Here is a 20444-nt window from a genome sequence, read left to right on the forward strand (position 1 = left end):
TATATCTTTTGAAAAAAGATTCACCACAGATTTCACCGGTCTACACACTATATTCAATAAGATTTCAGTGTAAATCCGTGCAATCTGTGGTGACTCTGTTTATATTATTAATGAAGTTTTTCAAATTCCTGCATGCAGTCGATCAAAGCCTGTACGCTTTCTTTCGGCAGAGCATTGTAGCAAGAAGCACGGAAACCACCCACTGAACGGTGTCCTTTGATACCTACCATACCTTTTTCTGTAGCGAACTTCATGAAGTCAGCTTCCAGGTCTTTGTATTCGGGAGCCATTACGAAGCAGATGTTCATGCGTGAACGGTCTTCCTTGGCAGCAGTACCTACAAACATTTTGTTACGGTCGATTTCAGCGTACAGCATATCAGCCTTTTCGATAGCACGACGTTCCATTTCTTTCACACCACCCTGTGCTTTGATCCAGCGCAAGTTCAGCAATGCAGCATAGATAGGCACTACCGGAGGAGTGTTGAACATAGAACCGTTGTCAATATGAGTCTGATAGTTCAGCATTGACGGGATGTAACGGGACACTTTACCTACTGCATCATTCTTCACGATAACGAATGTAACACCGGCAGGAGCCAGATTTTTCTGCGCACCACCATAAATACAGATATATTTAGAAACATCGATCGGACGTGAGAAAATATCAGAAGACATATCGGCAACCATTGGAACCGGAGAGTCAAGGTCTTTTTTCAATTCTGTACCGTAAATCGTGTTATTTGTGGTTATGTGAAAATAATCTGCGTCAGCAGGAATTGTGTAATCTTTCGGGATGTAAGTATATGTAGCTTCAGCGGAAGAAGCAACTTCTACAACTTCACCAAACCCCTTAGCTTCTTTCATTGCTTTCTTTGCCCACACACCTGTATTCAGATAAGCAGCCTTTTTTTTCAAGGAAGTTGAAAGGTACCATGCAGAACTCCATACTAGCACCACCGCCCAGGAACAGTACCGAATAACCTTCGGGGATATTGAGTAATTCCTTGAATAATGCCTCTGCTTCGTCAACCACAGGTTGGAAGTCTTTGGCGCGGTGACTGATTTCCATCAGGGAGAGACCAGAGCCGTTGAAATCTAAAATAGCCTTCGCTGTATCCTCTATCACCTCACGCGGAAGAATGGAAGGTCCTGCATTGAAATTATGCTTTTTCATTTGAAGTTTGTTTTTGGTTTAACATTTCGTTAGTTTATGTCTTTTGACCTTGCGAATTTACGAATTTATTTCCGGTGCACAAATCTTTCCTTATAAAAATACTGTTTTAAAGCAGATTTCTCTTTCTTTTTATTGGTTTATACAACATATATACACCATATTGTTATCTATACATGTCAAGCAAGGGATAAAAGGTGAAAATATAACCTGACGGGAATAATCACTTATAGAGTGAAAGAAAAATGCTTGCTAAATGAATATTTATAAAGAAACACAGTGAAAAATAAAAGAAAGATCTCCTACTTGGCTTCTTCGATAATAGTCTTCATCCCCTTGATTTTCTCACCTTGAATGAGGTTCAGAAGCTGTTTTACTTTAGCCCGGCGAACGGCTACAAAAGCATAATGCTCTTTCACATCAATCGCCCCTACATCTTCGCGGGTCAGATTACCTTTCTTATAGAGGAACCCGGCAATATCCATCCGGCTCAGCTTCTCCTTTTTCCCCTTACCTATATATATAGTAGTCCAAACGGATTTGGGAGGACGGGCAGGATTTTCGGGCAACTCCATTGTTTCCATGTCTTGAGGAATATATTCCGGAAGTTTCTCTTCAGCATGAAGAATAAGGTAAGATGTACCCGTTGCGTCCCAGCGTGCCGTACGTCCGTTACGATGTGTAAATGCTTCCTCGTTCACCGGCAGATGATAGTGGATGATATGCTCTATTTCCGGGATATCAAGTCCGCGGGCAGCCAAGTCGGTAGAGATCAGTACATGGCAGCTACCGTTACGGAATTTATATAACGCCCGTTCACGGTCCGGCTGTTCCATACCGCCATGAAAACGTTCGGCAGACAGTTTCTTATCTTCCAGCAACTTATGTACCCGGTCCACTGCATCCCGATGGTTACAGAACACAATACTGGAACTGCTTCCTAATGTACAAAGCAGATTATAAAGCGTATCAATCTTATCTTTGGAAGGAGAAAGCACCTTCATCAGTTTCAACCGGGTCTCTTGCTCGTGAGAAGTTTCCGGAAGGAAATCCAGTTTGACCGTCCGGTTCAGCCCTGTGAACTGAGGGATTTCTTCGGCATCAGTAGCCGAAAGCAATACACGCTTTTTCAAACCGGGAAGCTGGGCAATAATCTCCGCCATTTCATCATGGAAGCCGAACTCCAGTGACTTGTCAAATTCATCGATAATCAAGGTTCCGATGGTTTCGGGATCAAAGTTTCCTTTGGCCAGATGATCGGTAATACGTCCCGGAGTACCTATTATAATAGCAGGGTGATTTCCGGCGATGCTTTTCTTTTCTTCGGCAATGGGATGACCACCGTAGCAGCAACAAGTCTTCCACGAAGTTCCCATACTCCGGAATACGGTATCTATCTGTAAAGCCAGCTCACGGGAAGGGACCAGGATCAGTACCTGCACACTATCGTTATTCGGTTTGAGTGTAAGCAGCAGAGGCAAAAGATATGCCAATGTCTTACCCGAACCTGTCGGTGACAACAGGATAACATCTTTCTTACCCGTTCCCTGTTCGAGTGCAGCTTCCTGCATCGGGTTCAAAGATTCAATCTTCAGATTCTGAAGAGCGGACTGTATGATTTCATTTTTCTCTAACATGGGGACAAAGATACAAAAAAAGGTTCTTCAATAGAAGATGTAGCCAAATTATTGGATTACTGAGCACCGAACTGACTACTGCCGGGCACCGAGCCGAACAATGCTGAGCCCCGTGACTACTGCCATTAAGCACCGAGGTGACTGCCATTAAGCACCGAGGCAACTGCCATTAAGCACCGAGGTGACTGCTACTAAGCACCGAGGCAACTGATAAGAAGTACTGAAGCAATAAAATCGGTCAGACGACATCTATAAAAGAAGGCGGGAAATCTGAAAAGGACCATCGTCTTTTTCAAATTTCCCGCCATATACTCCAAAAGTTTCATTTCAGTCTTTTCATAGACTGATGTCATGTTATTCTGGAAACAGGTCTTGGAGTAATCTCTCTCTGTTATCCGCCGAAGTTGTCGAACATCAGGTTCTGAGCCGGAACGCCGAGATCATCGAGCATCTTCTCAACAGCTTTCGACATCGGGCCAGGACCACACATGTAGTATTCGATATCTTCGGGAGCTTCGTGATTCTTCAGGTAAGTTTCATAAATTACGTTGTGTACGAAGCCCGGAGTATATTTCACACCAGCAGCATCAGCAGCAGGGTCCGGACGGTCAAGTGCCAGATGGAATGTGAAGTTCGGGAAATCCTTTTCGATTTGCAGGAAGTCTTCCAGATAGAACACTTCGTTCAGTGCACGGGCACCGTAGAAGTAAGACATCTTACGGTCAGTGATATGCAGTGTCTTTGTCAAGTGCATGATCTGCGCACGCAACGGAGCCATACCGGCACCACCACCGATCCACATCATTTCCTTGTTAGAGTCGAGAATCGGATGGAAGTCTCCATAAGGACCACTCATTATTACCTTGTCACCCGGTTTCAGCGTAAAGATATAAGAAGAAGCGATACCCGGCATTACATCCATAAATCCGGGACCTTGTTCTTTCGGCTTGAACGGAGGGGTAGCGATACGTACAGTCAGCATGATACGGTCACCTTCTGCAGGATAGTTGGCCATAGAGTAAGCGCGGATTGTTTCCTCTTCGTTCTTACATTTCAAGCCCATCAAGCCGAATTTTTCCCATGCAGGCAGATATTCGTCACCGATCAGGCTCTTGTCAATGTCCTTATCGTAATCCATTGAGAATTTAGGTATCTTGATCTGTGCGTAAGAACCCGGGATAAAGTCCATGTGTTCGCCTTTAGGCAATGCCACGATAAACTCTTTGATAAATGTAGCCACATTCTTGTTGGAGATCACTTCGCACTCCCACTCTTTCACGCCGAGTACAGACTCGTCAATCTTGATAGCCATGTCACTCTTCACTTTCACCTGACAGCCCAGACGCCAGTGGTCTTGTTGCTGTTTACGGCTGAAGTGAGGAACTTCAGAAGGCAGGATTTCGCCGCCACCTTCGAGTACCTGACATTTGCACTGTCCGCAAGAGCCCTTGCCACCACAAGCGGATGACAGGAATACACCGTTTACGGCCAGCGTATTAAGCAATGTGGAACCGGACTCTACTTCCAGTCCTGTTTCGCCATTGATCGTTAGTTTCACGTTACCTGACGGTACCAGAAATTTCTTGGCAACCAGCAAGATAACAACAAGCAACAGAATAACCACAAGGAATACCCCAATGCTTGATAATATTAAATTCATATCCATTGTCTTATTCCTTTCTTTTTAGATGTTCAAACCAGAGAAACACATAAATGCGATTGCCATCAGACCTACAGTGATAAATGTGATACCCAGACCTTTCAGCGGAGCAGGTACATCAGAGTAAGCCATTTTCTCACGGATAGCAGCCAGACCGACGATAGCCAGCAGCCAGCCGATACCCGAACCGAGTGCGTAAGAAAGAGCATCCCATACATCACCGATGTATTTCGGATCGCTTGCACCCAGGTTGATGCGTTGTTGCATAAACAAAGAAGCACCCATGATAGCACAGTTTACGGCAATCAACGGCAGGAAGATACCCAGTGAAGCGTACAGCGACGGGCTGAAACGTTCTACCACCATCTCTACCAATTGCACGATACCGGCAATAACGGCAATGAAAAGAATAAAACTCAGGAAGCTGAGGTCAACGCCTTCGATAATAGCGTTGGCAGCCAGCACTCTCGTTTGCAATAAATAGTTCACCGGAAGTGTAACCAGTAACACAAAAGTTACCGCGATACCCAGTCCTACAGCAGTCTTCACATTCTTTGATACAGCCAAGTATGAGCACATACCCAAGAAGAATGCGAATATCATATTGTCCACAAAGATGGAGCGGACGAATAAACTTAATAAATGTTCCATATATTTTAATTAAGAATTAAGAATGAAGAACTTAAGAGTGTTACACATACTAATAAATCAGGAATGATGTAAACGAATGACCCGGCAGCAGATACTGCACAGACAATTCTTCATTCATCATTCTCCATTCTTCATTTATATTAATTACTTTCTTCTTGCAGCTCTTTGTGACGTGCACGCTGATACCATATAATGCAAGCTACGATGATCAATGCCATCGGCGGCATCAACATCAGACCGTTGTTCACATAACCGATGTTCTGGATAGGCTCGTAGTTCAAGATATTGAAGCCAAGCAGAGTTCCCGAACCAAGCAGTTCGCGGAAGAATGCTACGATCACCAGAATTTTGGCATAACCCAAACCATTACCAACACCGTCAAGGAATGATTCCCAAGGACCGTTCTGCATGGCAAATGCTTCCAGACGTCCCATCAGGATACAGTTGGTAATAATCAAACCTACATATACCGAGAGCTGTACGCTTACATCATATGCAAACGCTTTCAGAATTTCACTTACGATGGTAACCAAAGCCGCTACCACTACCAACTGAACGATGATACGGATACGGTTTGGAATCGTCTTACGCAACAGTGAAATAACCACGTTAGAGAAAGCCGTAATAACCGTTACGGAAAGCCCCATCACGATAGCAGGCTCCAGTTTGGCAGTAACAGCAAGTGCAGAACAGATACCAAGCACCTGTACGGTTACCGGATTATCGATTCCCAACGGAGCAGAGAATACTTCTTTATTCTTCTTTGAAAACAGTTGTCCCATATTCTTTATCCTCCTCCTTTATTATTTAGTTAAAAAACTTATGTAACTATTCAGGCAAGCTTTCAGCATGGCGTCCACACCCACCGAAGTGATTGTACCACCAGAGATACCGTCTACCTGGTAATCAGGTTTCTCTACCTTGCCGTTCTTTACAACACCCAGGGCAACAGCACCATTCTCGAGTGTCTTTTTGCCCACAAATTCATTTTGGAAATGTTCAGTAGCGATTTCCGCACCCAACCCCGGAGTTTCACTTGCGTGTGAGAAGTAAACACCGTAAACAGTGTCTTTGTCCTCATTCAGGGCAACATATCCCCAGATACCGCCCCAAAGACCGGCACCGTAAACTGGAAACACATATTTAGTCTGGCCGTCCACATCACATACGAATACGTGCAGACGTTGGTGTTCTTTGGCTTCTTTCTCGTAGTTAGTAGCAAACTCGTCTGTATTTTCAGCCAGTGTGCCGTCTACGTTCATCAGCATATCACCTTTTACATATTTCTGATACTCAGCATCAGCATCTTCCACATTCTTAACGTTCAATGCGGCAAGAATCTGCTTTTTAGTGTCCAACTGCACATTCTTGTCTTGTGTAGCTTTCAGTGAAGAACTAACGAATGCCAGCAGGAATGCAACGATAACAACCATTACCGAAGCATAAATGATAGTATAACTATTACTATTTGTATTCATTTTCATTCGGTATTATTGGTTAGACTTAACAGCGCGTTTTTCGCGGCGGCTGATGTTGCTCTGTACTACACAGTAGTCAATCAGCGGAGCGAAGATGTTCATCAACAGGATGGCGAGCATCATACCTTCAGGATAACCCGGGTTCAGCACGCGGATAACGATAGCCATCACACCGATGAGGAATCCGAAGATGTATTTACCTCTTTCCGTACGTGCGGACGTCACGGGGTCGGTAGCCATGAACACAGCACCGAAGCAGAAACCACCCAGTACAAGGTGTTCGTACCAAGGCATCTGAGCCATTGTATTGTTTTCCATGCCGATAGCATTGAATACCCAAGCCATGAATGCACCACCAACGAATACGGAAATCATTGTTTTCCAGCTTGCAACGCCTGTCCACAACAGGATAACGGCACCGATCAAGATAGCGATCACACTGGTTTCACCGATAGAACCGGGAATCAGACCTGTGATCATATCCATGCTGAACGGAGGAACCGAACCCGAAGTAGCTGCCTGTCCCAACGGAGTAGCAACAGTCAGACCGTCTACTGCCTGTCCCATACCGAAAATCGTGTCGCCGGATACCCAAACAGCATCACCGGACATCTTAGTAGGATAAGCGAAGAACAGGAATGCACGGGTGATCAACGCTACGTTGAACACATTCATACCTGTACCACCGAATACTTCTTTTGCAAAAATTACAGAGAATGCAGTAGCTACGGCAAGAATCCACAGCGGACAGTCTACCGGAACAATCATCGGGATCAGAATACCGGAAACGAGGAATCCTTCCTGGATTTCTTCCTTCTTCCATTGAGCTACAACGAACTCAATTCCCAGACCTACTACATAAGATACGATTATTTTAGGCAATACAGCCAGGAATCCGTAGATAAACATTTCGATGAAGCTGCCAGTAGCACCTGTATGGGTGAAATGCTGGTAACCTACGTTGTACATACCGAACAGCAACGCCGGTACTAACGAAATAACCACAATCGACATAATACGCTTGCTGTCGATCGCGTCGTGTATGTGCGTTCCCGTTTTCGCAGTCTTGCTGGGCACGAACAGGAATGTTTCGAAGCCGTCGAACACCGACTGGAATGCGTGGAATTTACCGCCCTCTTCAAAGTTCGGCTTTATCTTATCGAGATAATTTCTTAACGCTTTCATTAATATATTTACTATTTTACGATTTACAATTTACAATTTGCCATGCGGATTATGCCATTTCAGCACGCAGCATATCGAGTCCGGCACGGACGATGCGTTGCAGTTCCATCTTCGAAGAGCAGACGAATTCGCAGAGTGCGAAGTCTTCGGGAGCCACTTCGTAGATACCCAGCGCTTCCATGCGATCGATGTCACCGGCGATGATTGCTTTAATCAGGTATTCGGGCAGGATATCCATCGGGAACACTTTGTCATATTCGCCAGACATGATCATGTGACGTTCGCCACCTTTGATACGTGCATCCAGCGTGTATTCCTTTTTGCCCATCAACCAACTGAAATATGAATGATTGGCACTGAACTGGTTGAAGCGTGGCATGATCCATCCGAGCATTTCGTGGATGTCGTCACCTTCGGGGATTACAGTCAGCTGGCTATGGAAAGCGCCCAGGAATCCGTTCGGAGAAACTTGTTTGCCGCTCAGCACGTTACCGCTGATGTAGCGCAAATCTCTATCTTTTGTTACGTTTCCGGCAAATACGTTGGTCAGCAATGCACCTACCTGAAGTTTGCAGTAAGCAGGTTTCAACACTTCGGAACCTGTCACGGCTACTGTACGAGTGAAGTTCACACGACCTGTATTGAAGAGGCGACCGATGAAGATAACGGCTTGCGGATCGATTGTCCACACTGTTTCGCCCTTTGAAACGGGGTCGAGGTGGTTGATCTGAACACCTACGTTGCCGGCAGGGTTCGGTCCGTCAAAAGCGGTGATGGTAACGTTCTTAGCCTGTGTCAGTGCAGCAGCTTTCTGTTTCACGCTGATACTCAGGTAAGTTTTTGCCAGTTTGGCGAGGGCATCAAGTCCTGTCTGGAAGTTCGCTTCTTCGCCTTTCAATGCGAATTCGAAGTCGGGAGCCAGCGGATTGGTATCGAATGCGGAAACGAAGATGCCTTTCGGTGTCACTGTCGGATCTGCAATGATGTCATACGGACGTTGCTTGATAAATGCAAACAGACCTGCCTCCAACAAAGCGGACTTCACTGCCTCCGCATCCATGGAGGATACGTTCTTCTTACCAAATTCCTCGTAGTCCTGCTCAGCTGCAGCTTCCACCACGATGTTCAATACCTTGCGGCGAGCACCACGTTCAACGCTCGTCACTACGCCACTTACGGGCGAAACAAATTTCACTTCAGGATGATACTTGTCAATAAACAAGGGTCCACCAGCCATCACATACTCCTGCTCTTTCACTACCACTTTCGGTGTCACTCCAGGAAAATCATCGGGTACGAGTGCGTAAAATCCCGGCTCTTTCACTGTTGTGTACGTCTCAGCAGCTTTACCTTTCAGGTTTATGTCAAGGCCTTTACGTAACTTTATTACATTTGCCATGCTATATAAAATAATGGTTTCATAAAATTTGCCGCAAAAGTAATAAATAATAATGTGATTCGGGAGGAAAAAAGAAAGGAATTACGGAAAAATATCCGTAATTCCTTTTGTGTTCGCACACGTTCTTCAATAAAGCAGGCTGGAAGACCTTGCGGCGTACAAGTCTGTGCAGCGTGTTTGTCGGTTGGTTATTCTTCGCCGGCAAACATTGGATCCCATGCCGGCAGGCGGATCGGTTTTTGTTTCAAGACTTCGAGTGCTTTCGGAGTCACGTATTTTGTTTCCACAACGAGACGGAAGGTATATTCGTTGAACCATTCGTCGGTCATGATGAGATGTCCCTGATAGCCGGCTCCGGCACCCCAACTATTTTCAACCATCCATTTGGCCGGTTTTCCGTTTTTGTCCAGATCGACTGCCATGAGGGTCATGGCGTGGCTGGAGCTGCTGGCGAAGCTTTGGATGCGTTGCTTCTTGTCCATGCCGAAGGTAGTGCCCATCAGTGAGTCGTAATCATAGTTTTTGACGTCGAGCAGACCACGGTCAGAGTTCAGGAACTTGCCTACGTCGCAGGAGTAGTACATCATGGTGCTGTCTTTCAGAGAGGCGATCGCCATTTCTTTGATGTCCTCTATAGGGAGGTTGACATATGTCCAGTTCTTGCCGTCGTAGCGGTGGCGGTCGTAGTCTATTTCATAACATTTGTAGTACTCGCGGCTGGGGTCGTTCATCAGCATCACGTAGTTGTCTATCAGGTTCTCGTCACCGTATTTCTTCAGGAAAGAAAGCGGAGTGTAAGTAGCGGTTTCTACAGGCTCGCCTTTGGCATTGTATTGCGTCCATGTGAATTCTGTGGGAGGTACACCCAAGTTCAGGACAAGCATGCGGTAGATGGTACTCAACATTTCTGTTTTTGCTTTCTCCATGGCGGCAGGCTTGGCGTTTTTCGATGCCATGTCACGGAGCTGCAAGCCTTGTTCACGAAGTTTCAGAGCGATCAGACTCGCCATGCGGGCGGTGTTTTCGCTGCTGTTCGTTTCGGGCATCACGTCTTTGGGGACGAGACCGTATTTGCTTACGATGTCCGCCACTCCGGTGAATGTACCGCCGTCGCTCAACGGATTGCGGAACAGCCATTCCACCATTTTATCGTTCATCGGCTTGTCGCTGGTATCGATGATGCCTTGCAGGAACAGGTTGGCCTTTTCCAGCTGATCGAAAAAGAAAGGATAGGTTTGCGAGAATTCGAAAGAACCCAGATTGTATTTGTCGATGGCTTTGGCACGCATTACGTTCAGACCGGTGAAGAGCCAGCAACGTCCGGACGATTTCTGGTCGGTGATACCCTTGGAGTTCACTTTGACAGAAAAATGCGTGTCCATCCCCTTCATGTTGTCCTGATTCAGGGCAAGCTTACGGATGTCGTTGTTGCTGATGGCGTTCCGGATAGCCTTGTCGGTAGAAGTGCCTTGATAACTCTGTTTGATTTGCTGCATCATGTCAGCGCTGATGCCGCCTTTCGCGTCCTGTGCCTGTGCAGAATAGTAAAGGGCACAGCAAACAAAAACTGATAAAATTCGTTTATTCATTATAGATCGTTTATTAATTAACTTTGCCTGTATGCTAATAGTAATCCGTATGCAATTCCGTTTTACATACTATTAATTGGCAAAAATACGATTCTTTTTTAGATTTATTATCTATGAGAATGAAAACTAATCGAAATAAAATAGTTTCCTTTGCAGCGGATTTCAAGAAAGAATATGAAGAGATATACAATAGGTATATTGATGATGTTTCTATTCATCAATATTTCGTTGGCCCAAACAGCTGACACAGCAGTAAAAAGCGATGAACTGCAAATGACTGCAACTTCTGTCAACGAAGTCGTTTCTACAAATAGTGAAGTAAGTCTGACAAGCAACGAAGTTGTTATGGCTCATGAAGAATCTTATTCAACAGATGGGGAGATTGCCCCGACAGACTCCACTCCCACCCTTTCCAAAAAAGAATTGCGACGTCAGCGGGTAGCGAAACGTAATTTACACTACAATATATTAGGTGGTCCCAGCTATACTCCTGATTTCGGATTTCTGATCGGCGGTAGCGCCTTGATGACTTTCCGTATGAACCCGAGTGACACTACCCAGCAGCGTTCGGTTGTTCCGATGGCTATCGCCCTGATGTTCGAAGGAGGTCTGAACCTGTTCACCAAGCCACAGCTTTTCTTTAAAGGCGACCGTTTCCGTATTTTCGGCGTCTTTGCTTATAAGAACACACTGGAAAACTTCTACGGCATCGGATACAGCACCAACAAGGACTATCCGCGCGGTGAAGACACCAGCGAATACCGTTATAGCGGCGTCCAGGTGAATCCTTGGTTCCTGTTCCGTTTGGGGAAAAGTAACTTCTTTGCCGGTCCGCAGATCGACTTCAATTATGACAAGATCACTAAACCTGCCGCAGGGATGATAGAGCAACCATCGTACATTGCTGCCGGTGGCACGGAGCACGGCTACTCCAATCTCAGTTCCGGAGTCGGTTTCCTGCTGACGTATGACACCCGTGACATTCCCGCCAATGCTTATCGGGGGACTTACCTGGATTTTCGTGGAATGATGTACAACAAAGCTTTCGGAAGCGACGATAACTTCTACCGTCTGGAGATAGACTACCGCCAATACAAGACCCTCGGACGACGCAGAGTCTTGGCATGGACGGTGCAGACAAAGAATGTATTCGGCGATGTTCCGTTGACCAAATACGCACTCAGCGGTACCCCCTTCGATCTTCGCGGTTACTATATGGGACAGTTTCGCGACAAGTCCTCACATGTGGTGATGGCAGAATACCGCCAGATGATCAATACAGATAAAAGTAATTGGGTGAAGAAGATGTTGAGCCATGTAGGATATGTAGCGTGGGGAGGATGCGGATTCATGGGTCCTACTCCGGGCAAGATTGAAGGCGTACTTCCTAATCTGGGACTTGGCTTACGTATTGAAGTTCAGCCTCGTATGAACGTCCGTCTTGACTTCGGAAGAGATATGGTGAACAAGCAGAATTTGTTCTATTTCAACATGACGGAAGCATTCTAAAAACAGCATTTGCACACTATTTACCGGAAAAATTGCAAAATTGACCGCATAGTGTATCAATAAATGAAATTAATCCTTATATTTGCGCTTGCTATAACACAGCAAAAGCAGATAATAGGGTTAATTTATGAAACAGAAAAAATGCCTCTTCGGAGGATTACTATGTTTGTTTGCCTCCATCGGAAGCGTAGCTGCGCAGGAGGTAAGCGACTATTCGAAACTTCAACCAAGTGATTATTCCAGCATTACACTCCCACCGCTGGATCTTCTTTTCGAGAACGCAAAAAGCGCTCCGACCTATGAATTAGCTACAGTAAAAGAACAAATTGAACGGAAGCTTCTGGCAAAAGAGAAGCGTGCCTTCTTAGGCTTTTTCAGTTTACGGGGCAGCTACCAGTATGGTATGTTCGGCAACGAGTCTACTTATACAGATGTAGCGATTGCACCTTACCTGACCTATGCAACACAGGCACAGAACGGATATACAGTAGGTGCAGGAGTCAATATTCCTTTAGATGGCCTCTTTGACTTGACAGCGCGGGTAAAACGCCAAAAACTGAATGTACGTACCGCCCAACTTGAAAGAGAAGTTAAGTTTGAGGAAATGAAAAAGGAAATTATCCTTCTATACGCAACTGCGACCTCCCAATTAAACATTCTTAAACTTAATGCCGAAGCCCTCATGCTTGCTAATGTACAATATAGTATAGCTGAAAAGGATTTCTCGAATGGAGCTATTGATTCGGGAACTTTATCATCTGAAAAATCTCGCCAATCTGACGCACAAGAGAAATTCGAAAACAGCAAATTCGAGCTAAGCAAGAGTTTAATGATACTTGAGTTAGTCACCCACACTCCCATTTTAAGAAACAAATAAACATACATTTATGGAATACATCCTTTATATCAGCAGATTCCTATATCGTATCCGTTGGTGGTTACTTATTGGAACAGCCATTATAACATTTGCTGTTTACTATTTTGGGAAACGCATGATAGGCAAAACATATAACGTAGAGGCAACCCTCTACACTGGTGCTGCTTCCGGCTACAATCTAGAAGGTGGAAATAACAAAGTGGATTGGGCGACAACTCAGAACGCTATGGATAACCTAATGAACATTATCAAGGCTGAAAGTACACTCAAACGGGTATCTATCCGATTATATGCCCGAAGTCTGATCAAAGGTAATCCAAAAGAAGACAATGAATTCATCAAAGCCAGCAATTACAACAGAATATATGAACACCTAAAGAACAGTCCGAACGGGAAAGAAATACTGTCATTAATAGATAAAAACAGCGAAGATAAAACGGTAGCCAACTTTTTCAATTACTTGAGACCGACCCAAGCAAACTATCTCTATGGAGTATTCTATTATAATTTGCCCTATTACTCTTATAATGATCTCAAAGCAATCAGAGTAGCGCGTAAAGGTGCCAGCGATCTGATTGAAATAAGTTATACGGCAAGTGATCCGGGTATCGCCTATAATACCATCGACATCCTGACCAAAGAATTTGTAAACGAATACAGTGCAATCCGCTATGGTGAAACAGATAAAGTTATCGAATATTTTAAAAGCGAACTTCAACGCATCGGAAAGGAACTTCGGCTTAAAGAAGACTCACTAACGCAATATAACGTAGAAAAACGTGTTATTAATTATTACGATGAGACCAAAGAAATCGCTGCCATCAACAAAGAGTTTGAGTTACGTGAACAAAACGTATTGATTGCATACAACAGCGCCAAAGCAATGTTAAACGAACTAGAAAAGCAAATGGGCAGCAATGCCAAACATGTAATCAACAATCTTCAGTTCTTGGATAAACTAAATGAAGCCGCTTCGCTTACAGGAAAAATCTCAGAAATGGAAACAATTTCAAGTGATCATCAGAATCAAGAAGCCTCATTACAGGAATATAAGAATCGCTTAAATCAAACACGCAAGGAGCTTTCCGAGCTTTCAAATAAATATGTAGAGAACAAATATACCAAAGAAGGAATAGCTAAAGAGAACATCATAGAACAGTGGCTTGAAGTAACCATGCAATACGAAAAAGCCAAATCAGACTTACAAATTATACAGCAAAGCCGTATAGACCTCAACGAGAAATACAGACAGTTTGCACCAGTAGGTTCCACTATCAAACGTCAAGAGCGTAACATAACTTTTATAGAGCAAAATTACTTGTCTGTATTGAAAAGCTATAATGATGCCCTCATGCGTAGAAAAAATTTGGAAATGACCTCCGCTGCATTAAAAGTATTAAATGCTCCGGCATATCCGATCAGTGCCATGCCCACTCCTTTGAAAAAAATGGTGATGGCAGCGTGTGCCGGTACCTTCCTATTTATTTTGGGGTTCTTCTTAATTCTTGAATTATTAGACCGTACTCTACGCGATTCTATTCGTACACGTCGTTTGATTGGACTTCCGATGTTAGGCGCCTTTCCAAAAGACTCTATTTTAGAGTATCACAATTATGTTGAAGAATCAAAAAGTATAGCTACAAAACAGTTAAGCAATAGTATCCTTCGTTTCTGTCAGCAAAAGAAAGAAGGATTGCCCTACATTATCAATTTTATTAGCACAGAAGGCGGGGAAGGCAAAAGTTATGTGATCGAAGCCCTAAAAAAATACTGGAACAGTATCGGACTTAAAACAAAAGTAATAACATGGAAGTCAGACTTCAGAATTGATTCACGAGAATACAACCTGGCCAAAAGCATTACCGATCTATACACATCAGAGGAAGAAGATATTCTCATCGTTGAATATCCCAATCTGCGGGAAGCTAGCATATCGCTGGAATTACTACAAGAAGCTAATCTAAATATACTCGTAGCCCGTGCTGACCGTGGTTGGAAAGAGACCGATAAGCTCTTGTCAGAAAAGCTAAGTCAACAAGTAGGTAAAACTCCACTTTATGTTTACTTGACACACGCATCCCGCAATGTGGTTGAAGACTACACTGGTATGCTTCCACCCTATACACTTTGGAGGAAAATAGTATACCGACTGTCACAATTGGCATTGACAGAAAGTATATTCACGTTCACAAAAAGAGAGAAGCAGCCGGCAACATCAGGAGATGAAGATGACGAATGATAAAGGAAAATACAGTCAATACTTAACAGTAGCCGGTAACTATTTTGCCAATAAAGGATGGGTACATTTGCTATTGGCAGGAGGATTGTATATATTATACAAAATGTTCTTTCGTACTTCCCTTCCTTTCTTTCTGACGATTAGTTCATTGCCTTTAATGACAGTTATTCTCTTATTGATTATCAAATATTCAAAGCAAAGTTTCTATACACTTTTCATTCTCCAATTCCTGCTGGTAGCAGCTTATGCAGTGACAGACATACCATTGGGAGTAGCAACATTAATGTGTACATTGTTTGCCGTTGTTTTGCTCTTTGCGTACGGAATGCATGAAAAAATTGACTGGTCGGAAAGTCGTAATGGTATGCTTATGCTTTTTCTGATATGGGGAGTTTATTGCATATTAGAGATAGCTAATCCGAACAATGTTCAGGCAGCATGGAATATCTCCATCACCCATTATCTCATATATCCTATTGTATGTGCTGTCATCGTACCGTTAGCAATCCGTAACATCAAGGGGATTCAGTGGCTTCTAATTATATGGTCTCTTTTCATCCTCTTGGCAGCAGCCAAAGGATATTGGCAAAAAAACTGTGGTTTTAATGAACGTGAGCAGTATTTTTTATACGTTTTGGGAGGAGCAAGAACTCATATTATTTGGTCCGGTATTCGTTATTTCTCATTCTTCAGTGATGCAGCGAACTTCGGCGTACACATGGCTATGGGTATTTCACTTTTTGGAATTTCACTTTTTTATATAAAAGGTGTATGGCTGAAAATCTATTTTATACTTGTCATTATTGCCGCCATTTACGGAATGGGAATTTCTGGAACACGGGCTGCGATAGCTCTGCCTATCGGTGCTTTAGGGAGTTTCATTATTCTTTCACGCAATCGCAAAGCATGTATTACAGGTATTTCAGTTCTTGCCTTGTTATTCTTGTTTTTCGTATGTACCAATATAGGAGATGACAATCAATATATCCGCAAGATGCGTTCTGCATTTCATCCTAGCCAAGACGCTTCCTATCAATTACGTGTAGACAATCGAAAGAAAATGAGAGAATTGATGATTCACAAGCCTTTTGGATATGGGATAGGGTTGTCCAAAGGCGACCGTTTCTATCCCAAAGAACGTATGCCCTATCCACCGGATTCCTGGTTAGTCTCAGTATGGGTAGAAACCGGAATCATCGGTCTAGTTCTCTACCTGGCTGTTCACGGAGTCCTTTTTGCATGGTGCGGATGGATACTGATGTTCAAGATCATGAACAAACGCCTGCGAGGCTTACTTACTGCCTGGCTCTGTACCGCTGCCGGATTCTATCTGGCAGCCTATGCCAACGACGTGATGCAATATCCCAACTCCATCCCCATATACACAGCCTTTGCCCTCTGCTTCGCAGGACCGTACATTGACAAGCGGATGCAGCAAAGTAAAGAAACAGAACTGAAAAACGAACAATAGATTATGATGAACGAACCTCAAGTCTCCTTTATCACAGTTTGCTACAACGGCTTTAAAGACACTTGCGAATTAATAGAATCGCTGCAAACACATGTACATTCCGTGAGCTATGAAATCATCGTCGTAGACAATGCTTCGCGCGAAGACGAAGCGACCAGAATCAAGGAGCTATATTCCGATATAGTCACCCTGCGGAGCGAGTCGAACCTAGGCTTCTCCGGCGGAAACAATCTGGGAATCAGAGTAGCCAAAGGAGCCTATATCTTTCTGATAAACAATGACACTTATGTTGAATCAGACGGATTCCACTACCTGACAGAGCGGCTGGAAAGTCAGAAAAACATCGGAGCCGTCTCTCCGAAGATACGCTTTGCCTTTCCTCCGCAAAACATACAGTTTGCCGGATTCACCCCCCTGTCGGCAATCACTATACGCAACGAAATGACAGGTTTCGGCTGTCCGGACGACGGCACGTTCGACACCCCGCACACGACCCCCTACCTGCATGGGGCGGCACTCATGGTAAAACGTGAAGTCATTGAGAAAGTAGGAGAAATGCCGGAAATATTCTTCCTGTATTATGAAGAAATGGACTGGTGTACACAGATGACAAATGCCGGTTACGAACTATGGTATGAGCCTCGTTGCACCGTCTTCCACAAAGAAAGCCAGAGCACCGGACAGTTCAGCAAGCTACGTACTTTCTACATGACGCGCAACCGTTTGCTCTACACCCGCCGCAACCGGAAAGGTGCTCAGCGGCTGCTCTCCATTCTTTATCAATCTACCATAGCTGCCGGAAAAAACAGCCTTCAGTTTGCCCTGAAAGGTCGTTTCGATTTATTTGCCACAGTATGGAAAGGTGTTGTCAGAAGCTTTTCTGTCACCTCTCCTATCCGATAACCCTTAAAAATGAAAGACCATGTATACCTTTATTGACTGGATTCTCTTTATTCTCCTGGCACTTTGTGTCGGTTATCTGCTGTTCTACGCCATTGCTTCCAAATTCTATCGTCCGCAAAAACTTTCCGAAGCACGTATCCAGCGTCGTTTTCTTGTACTCTTCCCTGCATACAAGGAAGACAGGGTGATCGTCTCCACCATCCGTAGTTTCCTCAAGCAGGAATACCCCAAAGAAATGTACGACGTTCTTGTCATTTCCGATCAGATGCAGCCGGACACGAATGCCGCCCTACAAGCACTCCCCGTCTGTTTGCAAGTAGCCGGCTATACCAACAGTTCCAAAGCCAAAGCCCTTACGCTGGCCATGAACGTCACTGCCAACGAATCTTATGACGTAGTAGTGGTCATGGATGCCGACAATGTAACGACACCCAATTTCCTCGCAGAAATCAACCGTGCTTTTGACTCCGGCCTGCATGCTGTACAAGCCCACCGCACAGGAAAAAACATGAATACAGACATCGCTGTTCTGGATGCGATCAGCGAAGAAATAAACAACGGATTCTTCCGCAGCGGGCACAACGCGATAGGATTGTCAGCCGGATTAGCCGGTTCCGGAATGGCATTCGACGTTCATTGGTTCCGCCGAAATGTAGGACATCTGCAAACATCGGGCGAAGACAAGGAGCTGGAAGCCCTGCTGCTAAAACAACGCATTCATATCGAGTATCTGGAACAACTGCCCGTATACGATGAAAAGACACAGAAAAAAGAAGGTATCAAAAATCAGCGTAAACGATGGATTGCAGCACAATACGGTGCATTGCGGGCTTCCTTGCCCGATTTCCCGAAAGCACTGATTCAGGGAAATATCGACTACTGCGACAAGATTCTTCAATGGATGCTGCCTCCCCGTCTGATACAACTGGTGGGAGTTTTCGGTTTCACTTTACTCTTTACCGCAATCGGCTTACTAATGAGTCTGCAAAGCGGAGAAAACGAGTGGTATACGGCCATCAAATGGTGGATACTATCAGCCGCCCAAGTTGCCGCCATGATCATACCTGTGCCGGGAAAGTTGCTGAACCGGAAATTAGGAAAAGCAATCCTGCAAATTCCGGCACTGGCACTGGCAATGATAGCCAATATGTTCCGACTGAAAGGAGCAAACAAAAAGTTTATTCATACTGAGCACGGAGAAGAATAAGGCCTTCGTCAAGCCCACTCCTCCTCCGCATCAAAGCACGGACAAGCCTTCACCCATTCCTCCGGCTCGATCTCCCCGTTCCCGTTCAGATCAGGGCTCAGATCACGATGCCCGCACACCCGGCAACCGGGATAATCACGCAACAACGTAAGCACAAGCACATGCATCGAGTGTACCTGCCATTCGGTACGGGTATCGGCAGGCCGCCCGTGACAGTCAAGTCCGCCCTCATAGCAAATGCCGATACTTGTCCGGTTGAATCCTTTCGCATGAGCTCCTATCCGTTCAATGGGGCGGGTAGTCTTGATGTCGCCATTTTTCCGGATATAAAAGTGGTAGCCGATCCCGTTAAATCCCCGCCGGCGGTGGCACACTTCAAGGTCTGTTTCCGTGAAATCCCTGTCCGCCCTAGAGGCGGAACAGTGGATCACAATCAGGTCAATCTTCCTCATCGACCTGCCCTTTCGTTCGTTTTCCTTTTCTCTTCCTGCGGAAGAAAAGCAGGATTTCCAATGCAATCTCCAAAATCTTGTCAATCATAACTTTTTATTTTTACAGGTTATTCATTTACAGGTATCACGCATTAATGATGCTGATATACTTACCGGACTAAACGGTAGGATCGGGAGCTTCCTCTTCCCCTCCATCGCCACCGGAGCCGCTGCCGCCGCCACTACCGGAGCCTCCGCCATCCCCGTTGCCTCCCGAAGCCGGCGCATTCTTGGAGATGAGTTCGAAGACCATGTTATTGTCCCCGCCACGTGTGGTGGCCGTGCTGTCGTTGGCAAGCCGCAGAGAATTATCGACCTTGAAACGAAGGTTGACACGAGTAATATTCCTCACCGTACAGTCCTTTTCCTGTTCCACGCCGGGACAAGTAAGCGTGGTATAGAAAATCCCCAAACCGTCAACCTTCACCTTATTCCCCGCTACGAGCACCTTCTTCATCGAGCGGACAAAGGATTGCATCACGTGCTCCACATCCTCCACCGAAAGCGAACCGATCGACTCGATCTCACGCGCCAGCGACCCGATAGAATAAAGTTTCGATTCCCCCGGCTTGGGTTTGAGCACATACACCATCGGCGATTTGTCATCACCAATCTTTTTTCTGCGCTGATAGCGCACCACAGACACTGTTGCCATACTGAATTTGTATTAAAGAAAAGAAGGACATTCTCCCTTTCTGTTGGTGAAACAAAGATACGGCAGCGCACCGGTGACTTCCCGGATTATGACGGATTGCGCCGGACTATGACGGGATAAAACGGATTAAGACGGATAAAAGCAGAATAAAGTGAATCAGAAACTGATTGAAAGCATACTAAAAGCGAATACAAAGTAACCATAAAGCAGATAAAAGCTGAAAAGCTCCCAACCAACCCCGAATACCGGATCAGTTCGAAAACCCGGTTGTTTTCAGATTATTTTTTGTACGGAAATGAACAAAATTATAAATTGAGGAT

At 44.9% G+C, this 20444-nt stretch carries 15 protein-coding genes and 2 pseudogenes; 6 read left to right on the forward strand and 11 right to left on the reverse strand.

Annotated features, from left to right (window positions below; all coding sequences use genetic code 11):
- Positions 1-107: 107 nt before the first annotated feature.
- From serC to HMPREF2794_RS06430, 9 genes and pseudogenes are all read right to left on the reverse strand, one after another.
- Positions 108-1176: pseudogene (serC, locus tag HMPREF2794_RS06390) on the reverse strand (3-phosphoserine/phosphohydroxythreonine transaminase).
- 299 nt (positions 1177-1475) lie between these two features.
- On the reverse strand, positions 1476-2810 hold the full coding sequence (locus HMPREF2794_RS06395) for a DEAD/DEAH box helicase (RefSeq protein WP_070751174.1): 1335 nt from the start codon (positions 2808-2810) through the stop codon (positions 1476-1478).
- Positions 2811-3201: 391 nt separating this feature from the next.
- On the reverse strand, positions 3202-4476 hold the full coding sequence (gene nqrF / locus HMPREF2794_RS06400; RefSeq protein WP_070751175.1) for an NADH:ubiquinone reductase (Na(+)-transporting) subunit F: 1275 nt from the start codon (positions 4474-4476) through the stop codon (positions 3202-3204).
- A gap of 18 nt (positions 4477-4494) precedes the next feature.
- Entirely contained in the window at positions 4495-5121 is a 627-nt protein-coding gene (nqrE, locus tag HMPREF2794_RS06405) for an NADH:ubiquinone reductase (Na(+)-transporting) subunit E (RefSeq protein WP_010537833.1), read from the reverse strand.
- A gap of 140 nt (positions 5122-5261) precedes the next feature.
- Positions 5262-5903, reverse strand: a complete 642-nt coding sequence (locus HMPREF2794_RS06410) for an NADH:ubiquinone reductase (Na(+)-transporting) subunit D (protein ID WP_010537832.1) — start codon at positions 5901-5903, stop codon at positions 5262-5264.
- Between the two features lie 21 nt (positions 5904-5924).
- Positions 5925-6599: a Na(+)-translocating NADH-quinone reductase subunit C gene (locus HMPREF2794_RS06415; RefSeq protein ID WP_055270078.1), complete on the reverse strand. Its 675-nt coding sequence runs from the start codon at positions 6597-6599 to the stop codon at positions 5925-5927.
- A 12-nt stretch (positions 6600-6611) separates the two neighbouring features.
- Positions 6612-7784 (reverse strand): NADH:ubiquinone reductase (Na(+)-transporting) subunit B, encoded by a 1173-nt coding sequence (locus HMPREF2794_RS06420; protein WP_010537830.1) that lies wholly within the window; start codon positions 7782-7784, stop codon positions 6612-6614.
- 49 nt (positions 7785-7833) lie between these two features.
- Positions 7834-9304, reverse strand: a pseudogene (locus tag HMPREF2794_RS06425) (Na(+)-translocating NADH-quinone reductase subunit A).
- 67 nt (positions 9305-9371) lie between these two features.
- Positions 9372-10772 (reverse strand): C1 family peptidase, encoded by a 1401-nt coding sequence (locus HMPREF2794_RS06430; protein WP_070751176.1) that lies wholly within the window; start codon positions 10770-10772, stop codon positions 9372-9374.
- 174 nt (positions 10773-10946) lie between these two features.
- Between HMPREF2794_RS06430 and HMPREF2794_RS06435 the strand changes: the two genes are divergently transcribed.
- From HMPREF2794_RS06435 to HMPREF2794_RS06460, 6 genes are all read left to right on the forward strand, one after another.
- On the forward strand, positions 10947-12281 hold the full coding sequence (locus tag HMPREF2794_RS06435; RefSeq protein ID WP_070751177.1) for a BamA/TamA family outer membrane protein: 1335 nt from the start codon (positions 10947-10949) through the stop codon (positions 12279-12281).
- A 127-nt stretch (positions 12282-12408) separates the two neighbouring features.
- Positions 12409-13158, forward strand: coding sequence for a TolC family protein (locus HMPREF2794_RS06440; protein ID WP_010537826.1), 750 nt, complete (start codon positions 12409-12411; stop codon positions 13156-13158).
- A gap of 10 nt (positions 13159-13168) precedes the next feature.
- Complete coding sequence (locus tag HMPREF2794_RS06445) at positions 13169-15397, forward strand: GumC family protein (protein WP_070751178.1); 2229 nt, start codon at positions 13169-13171, stop codon at positions 15395-15397.
- Entirely contained in the window at positions 15381-16868 is a 1488-nt protein-coding gene (locus tag HMPREF2794_RS06450) for an O-antigen ligase family protein (protein WP_192915351.1), read from the forward strand. The genes HMPREF2794_RS06445 and HMPREF2794_RS06450 overlap by 17 nt, the downstream gene beginning before the upstream one ends.
- Positions 16869-16871: 3 nt before the next feature.
- Positions 16872-17771, forward strand: coding sequence for a glycosyltransferase family 2 protein (locus HMPREF2794_RS06455; RefSeq protein WP_070751179.1), 900 nt, complete (start codon positions 16872-16874; stop codon positions 17769-17771).
- Positions 17772-17790: 19 nt separating this feature from the next.
- On the forward strand, positions 17791-18978 hold the full coding sequence (locus tag HMPREF2794_RS06460) for a glycosyltransferase family 2 protein (RefSeq protein ID WP_070751180.1): 1188 nt from the start codon (positions 17791-17793) through the stop codon (positions 18976-18978).
- An 8-nt stretch (positions 18979-18986) separates the two neighbouring features.
- Here HMPREF2794_RS06460 and HMPREF2794_RS06465 read toward each other — a convergent pair whose 3' ends face one another.
- On the reverse strand, positions 18987-19430 hold the full coding sequence (locus HMPREF2794_RS06465) for an N-acetylmuramoyl-L-alanine amidase (RefSeq protein ID WP_008763470.1): 444 nt from the start codon (positions 19428-19430) through the stop codon (positions 18987-18989).
- A gap of 157 nt (positions 19431-19587) precedes the next feature.
- Positions 19588-20124, reverse strand: coding sequence for an HU family DNA-binding protein (locus tag HMPREF2794_RS28845; protein WP_010537820.1), 537 nt, complete (start codon positions 20122-20124; stop codon positions 19588-19590).
- Positions 20125-20444: the final 320 nt, after the last annotated feature.

Source organism: Bacteroides sp. HMSC067B03, assembly GCF_001811315.1.
In the GTDB taxonomy this organism is placed as follows: domain Bacteria; phylum Bacteroidota; class Bacteroidia; order Bacteroidales; family Bacteroidaceae; genus Bacteroides; species Bacteroides faecis.

Excerpts from the sequence above, each read along its gene's own strand:
- HMPREF2794_RS28845 (WP_010537820.1), bottom strand. The coding sequence starts at position 20,124 with ATGGCAACAGTGTCTGTGGTGCGCTATCAGCGCAGAAAAAAGATTGGT.
- HMPREF2794_RS06440 (WP_010537826.1), top strand. The coding sequence starts at position 12,409 with ATGAAACAGAAAAAATGCCTCTTCGGAGGATTACTATGTTTGTTTGCC.
- HMPREF2794_RS06460 (WP_070751180.1), top strand. The coding sequence starts at position 17,791 with ATGTATACCTTTATTGACTGGATTCTCTTTATTCTCCTGGCACTTTGT.
- HMPREF2794_RS06465 (WP_008763470.1), bottom strand. The coding sequence starts at position 19,430 with ATGAGGAAGATTGACCTGATTGTGATCCACTGTTCCGCCTCTAGGGCG.
- nqrF (WP_070751175.1), bottom strand. The coding sequence starts at position 4,476 with ATGGATATGAATTTAATATTATCAAGCATTGGGGTATTCCTTGTGGTT.
- HMPREF2794_RS06445 (WP_070751178.1), top strand. The coding sequence starts at position 13,169 with ATGGAATACATCCTTTATATCAGCAGATTCCTATATCGTATCCGTTGG.
- HMPREF2794_RS06455 (WP_070751179.1), top strand. The coding sequence starts at position 16,872 with ATGATGAACGAACCTCAAGTCTCCTTTATCACAGTTTGCTACAACGGC.
- HMPREF2794_RS06450 (WP_192915351.1), top strand. The coding sequence starts at position 15,381 with ATGAAGATGACGAATGATAAAGGAAAATACAGTCAATACTTAACAGTA.
- HMPREF2794_RS06430 (WP_070751176.1), bottom strand. The coding sequence starts at position 10,772 with ATGAATAAACGAATTTTATCAGTTTTTGTTTGCTGTGCCCTTTACTAT.
- HMPREF2794_RS06410 (WP_010537832.1), bottom strand. The coding sequence starts at position 5,903 with ATGGGACAACTGTTTTCAAAGAAGAATAAAGAAGTATTCTCTGCTCCG.
- HMPREF2794_RS06415 (WP_055270078.1), bottom strand. The coding sequence starts at position 6,599 with ATGAATACAAATAGTAATAGTTATACTATCATTTATGCTTCGGTAATG.
- HMPREF2794_RS06435 (WP_070751177.1), top strand. The coding sequence starts at position 10,947 with ATGAAGAGATATACAATAGGTATATTGATGATGTTTCTATTCATCAAT.
- nqrE (WP_010537833.1), bottom strand. The coding sequence starts at position 5,121 with ATGGAACATTTATTAAGTTTATTCGTCCGCTCCATCTTTGTGGACAAT.
- HMPREF2794_RS06420 (WP_010537830.1), bottom strand. The coding sequence starts at position 7,784 with ATGAAAGCGTTAAGAAATTATCTCGATAAGATAAAGCCGAACTTTGAA.
- HMPREF2794_RS06395 (WP_070751174.1), bottom strand. The coding sequence starts at position 2,810 with ATGTTAGAGAAAAATGAAATCATACAGTCCGCTCTTCAGAATCTGAAG.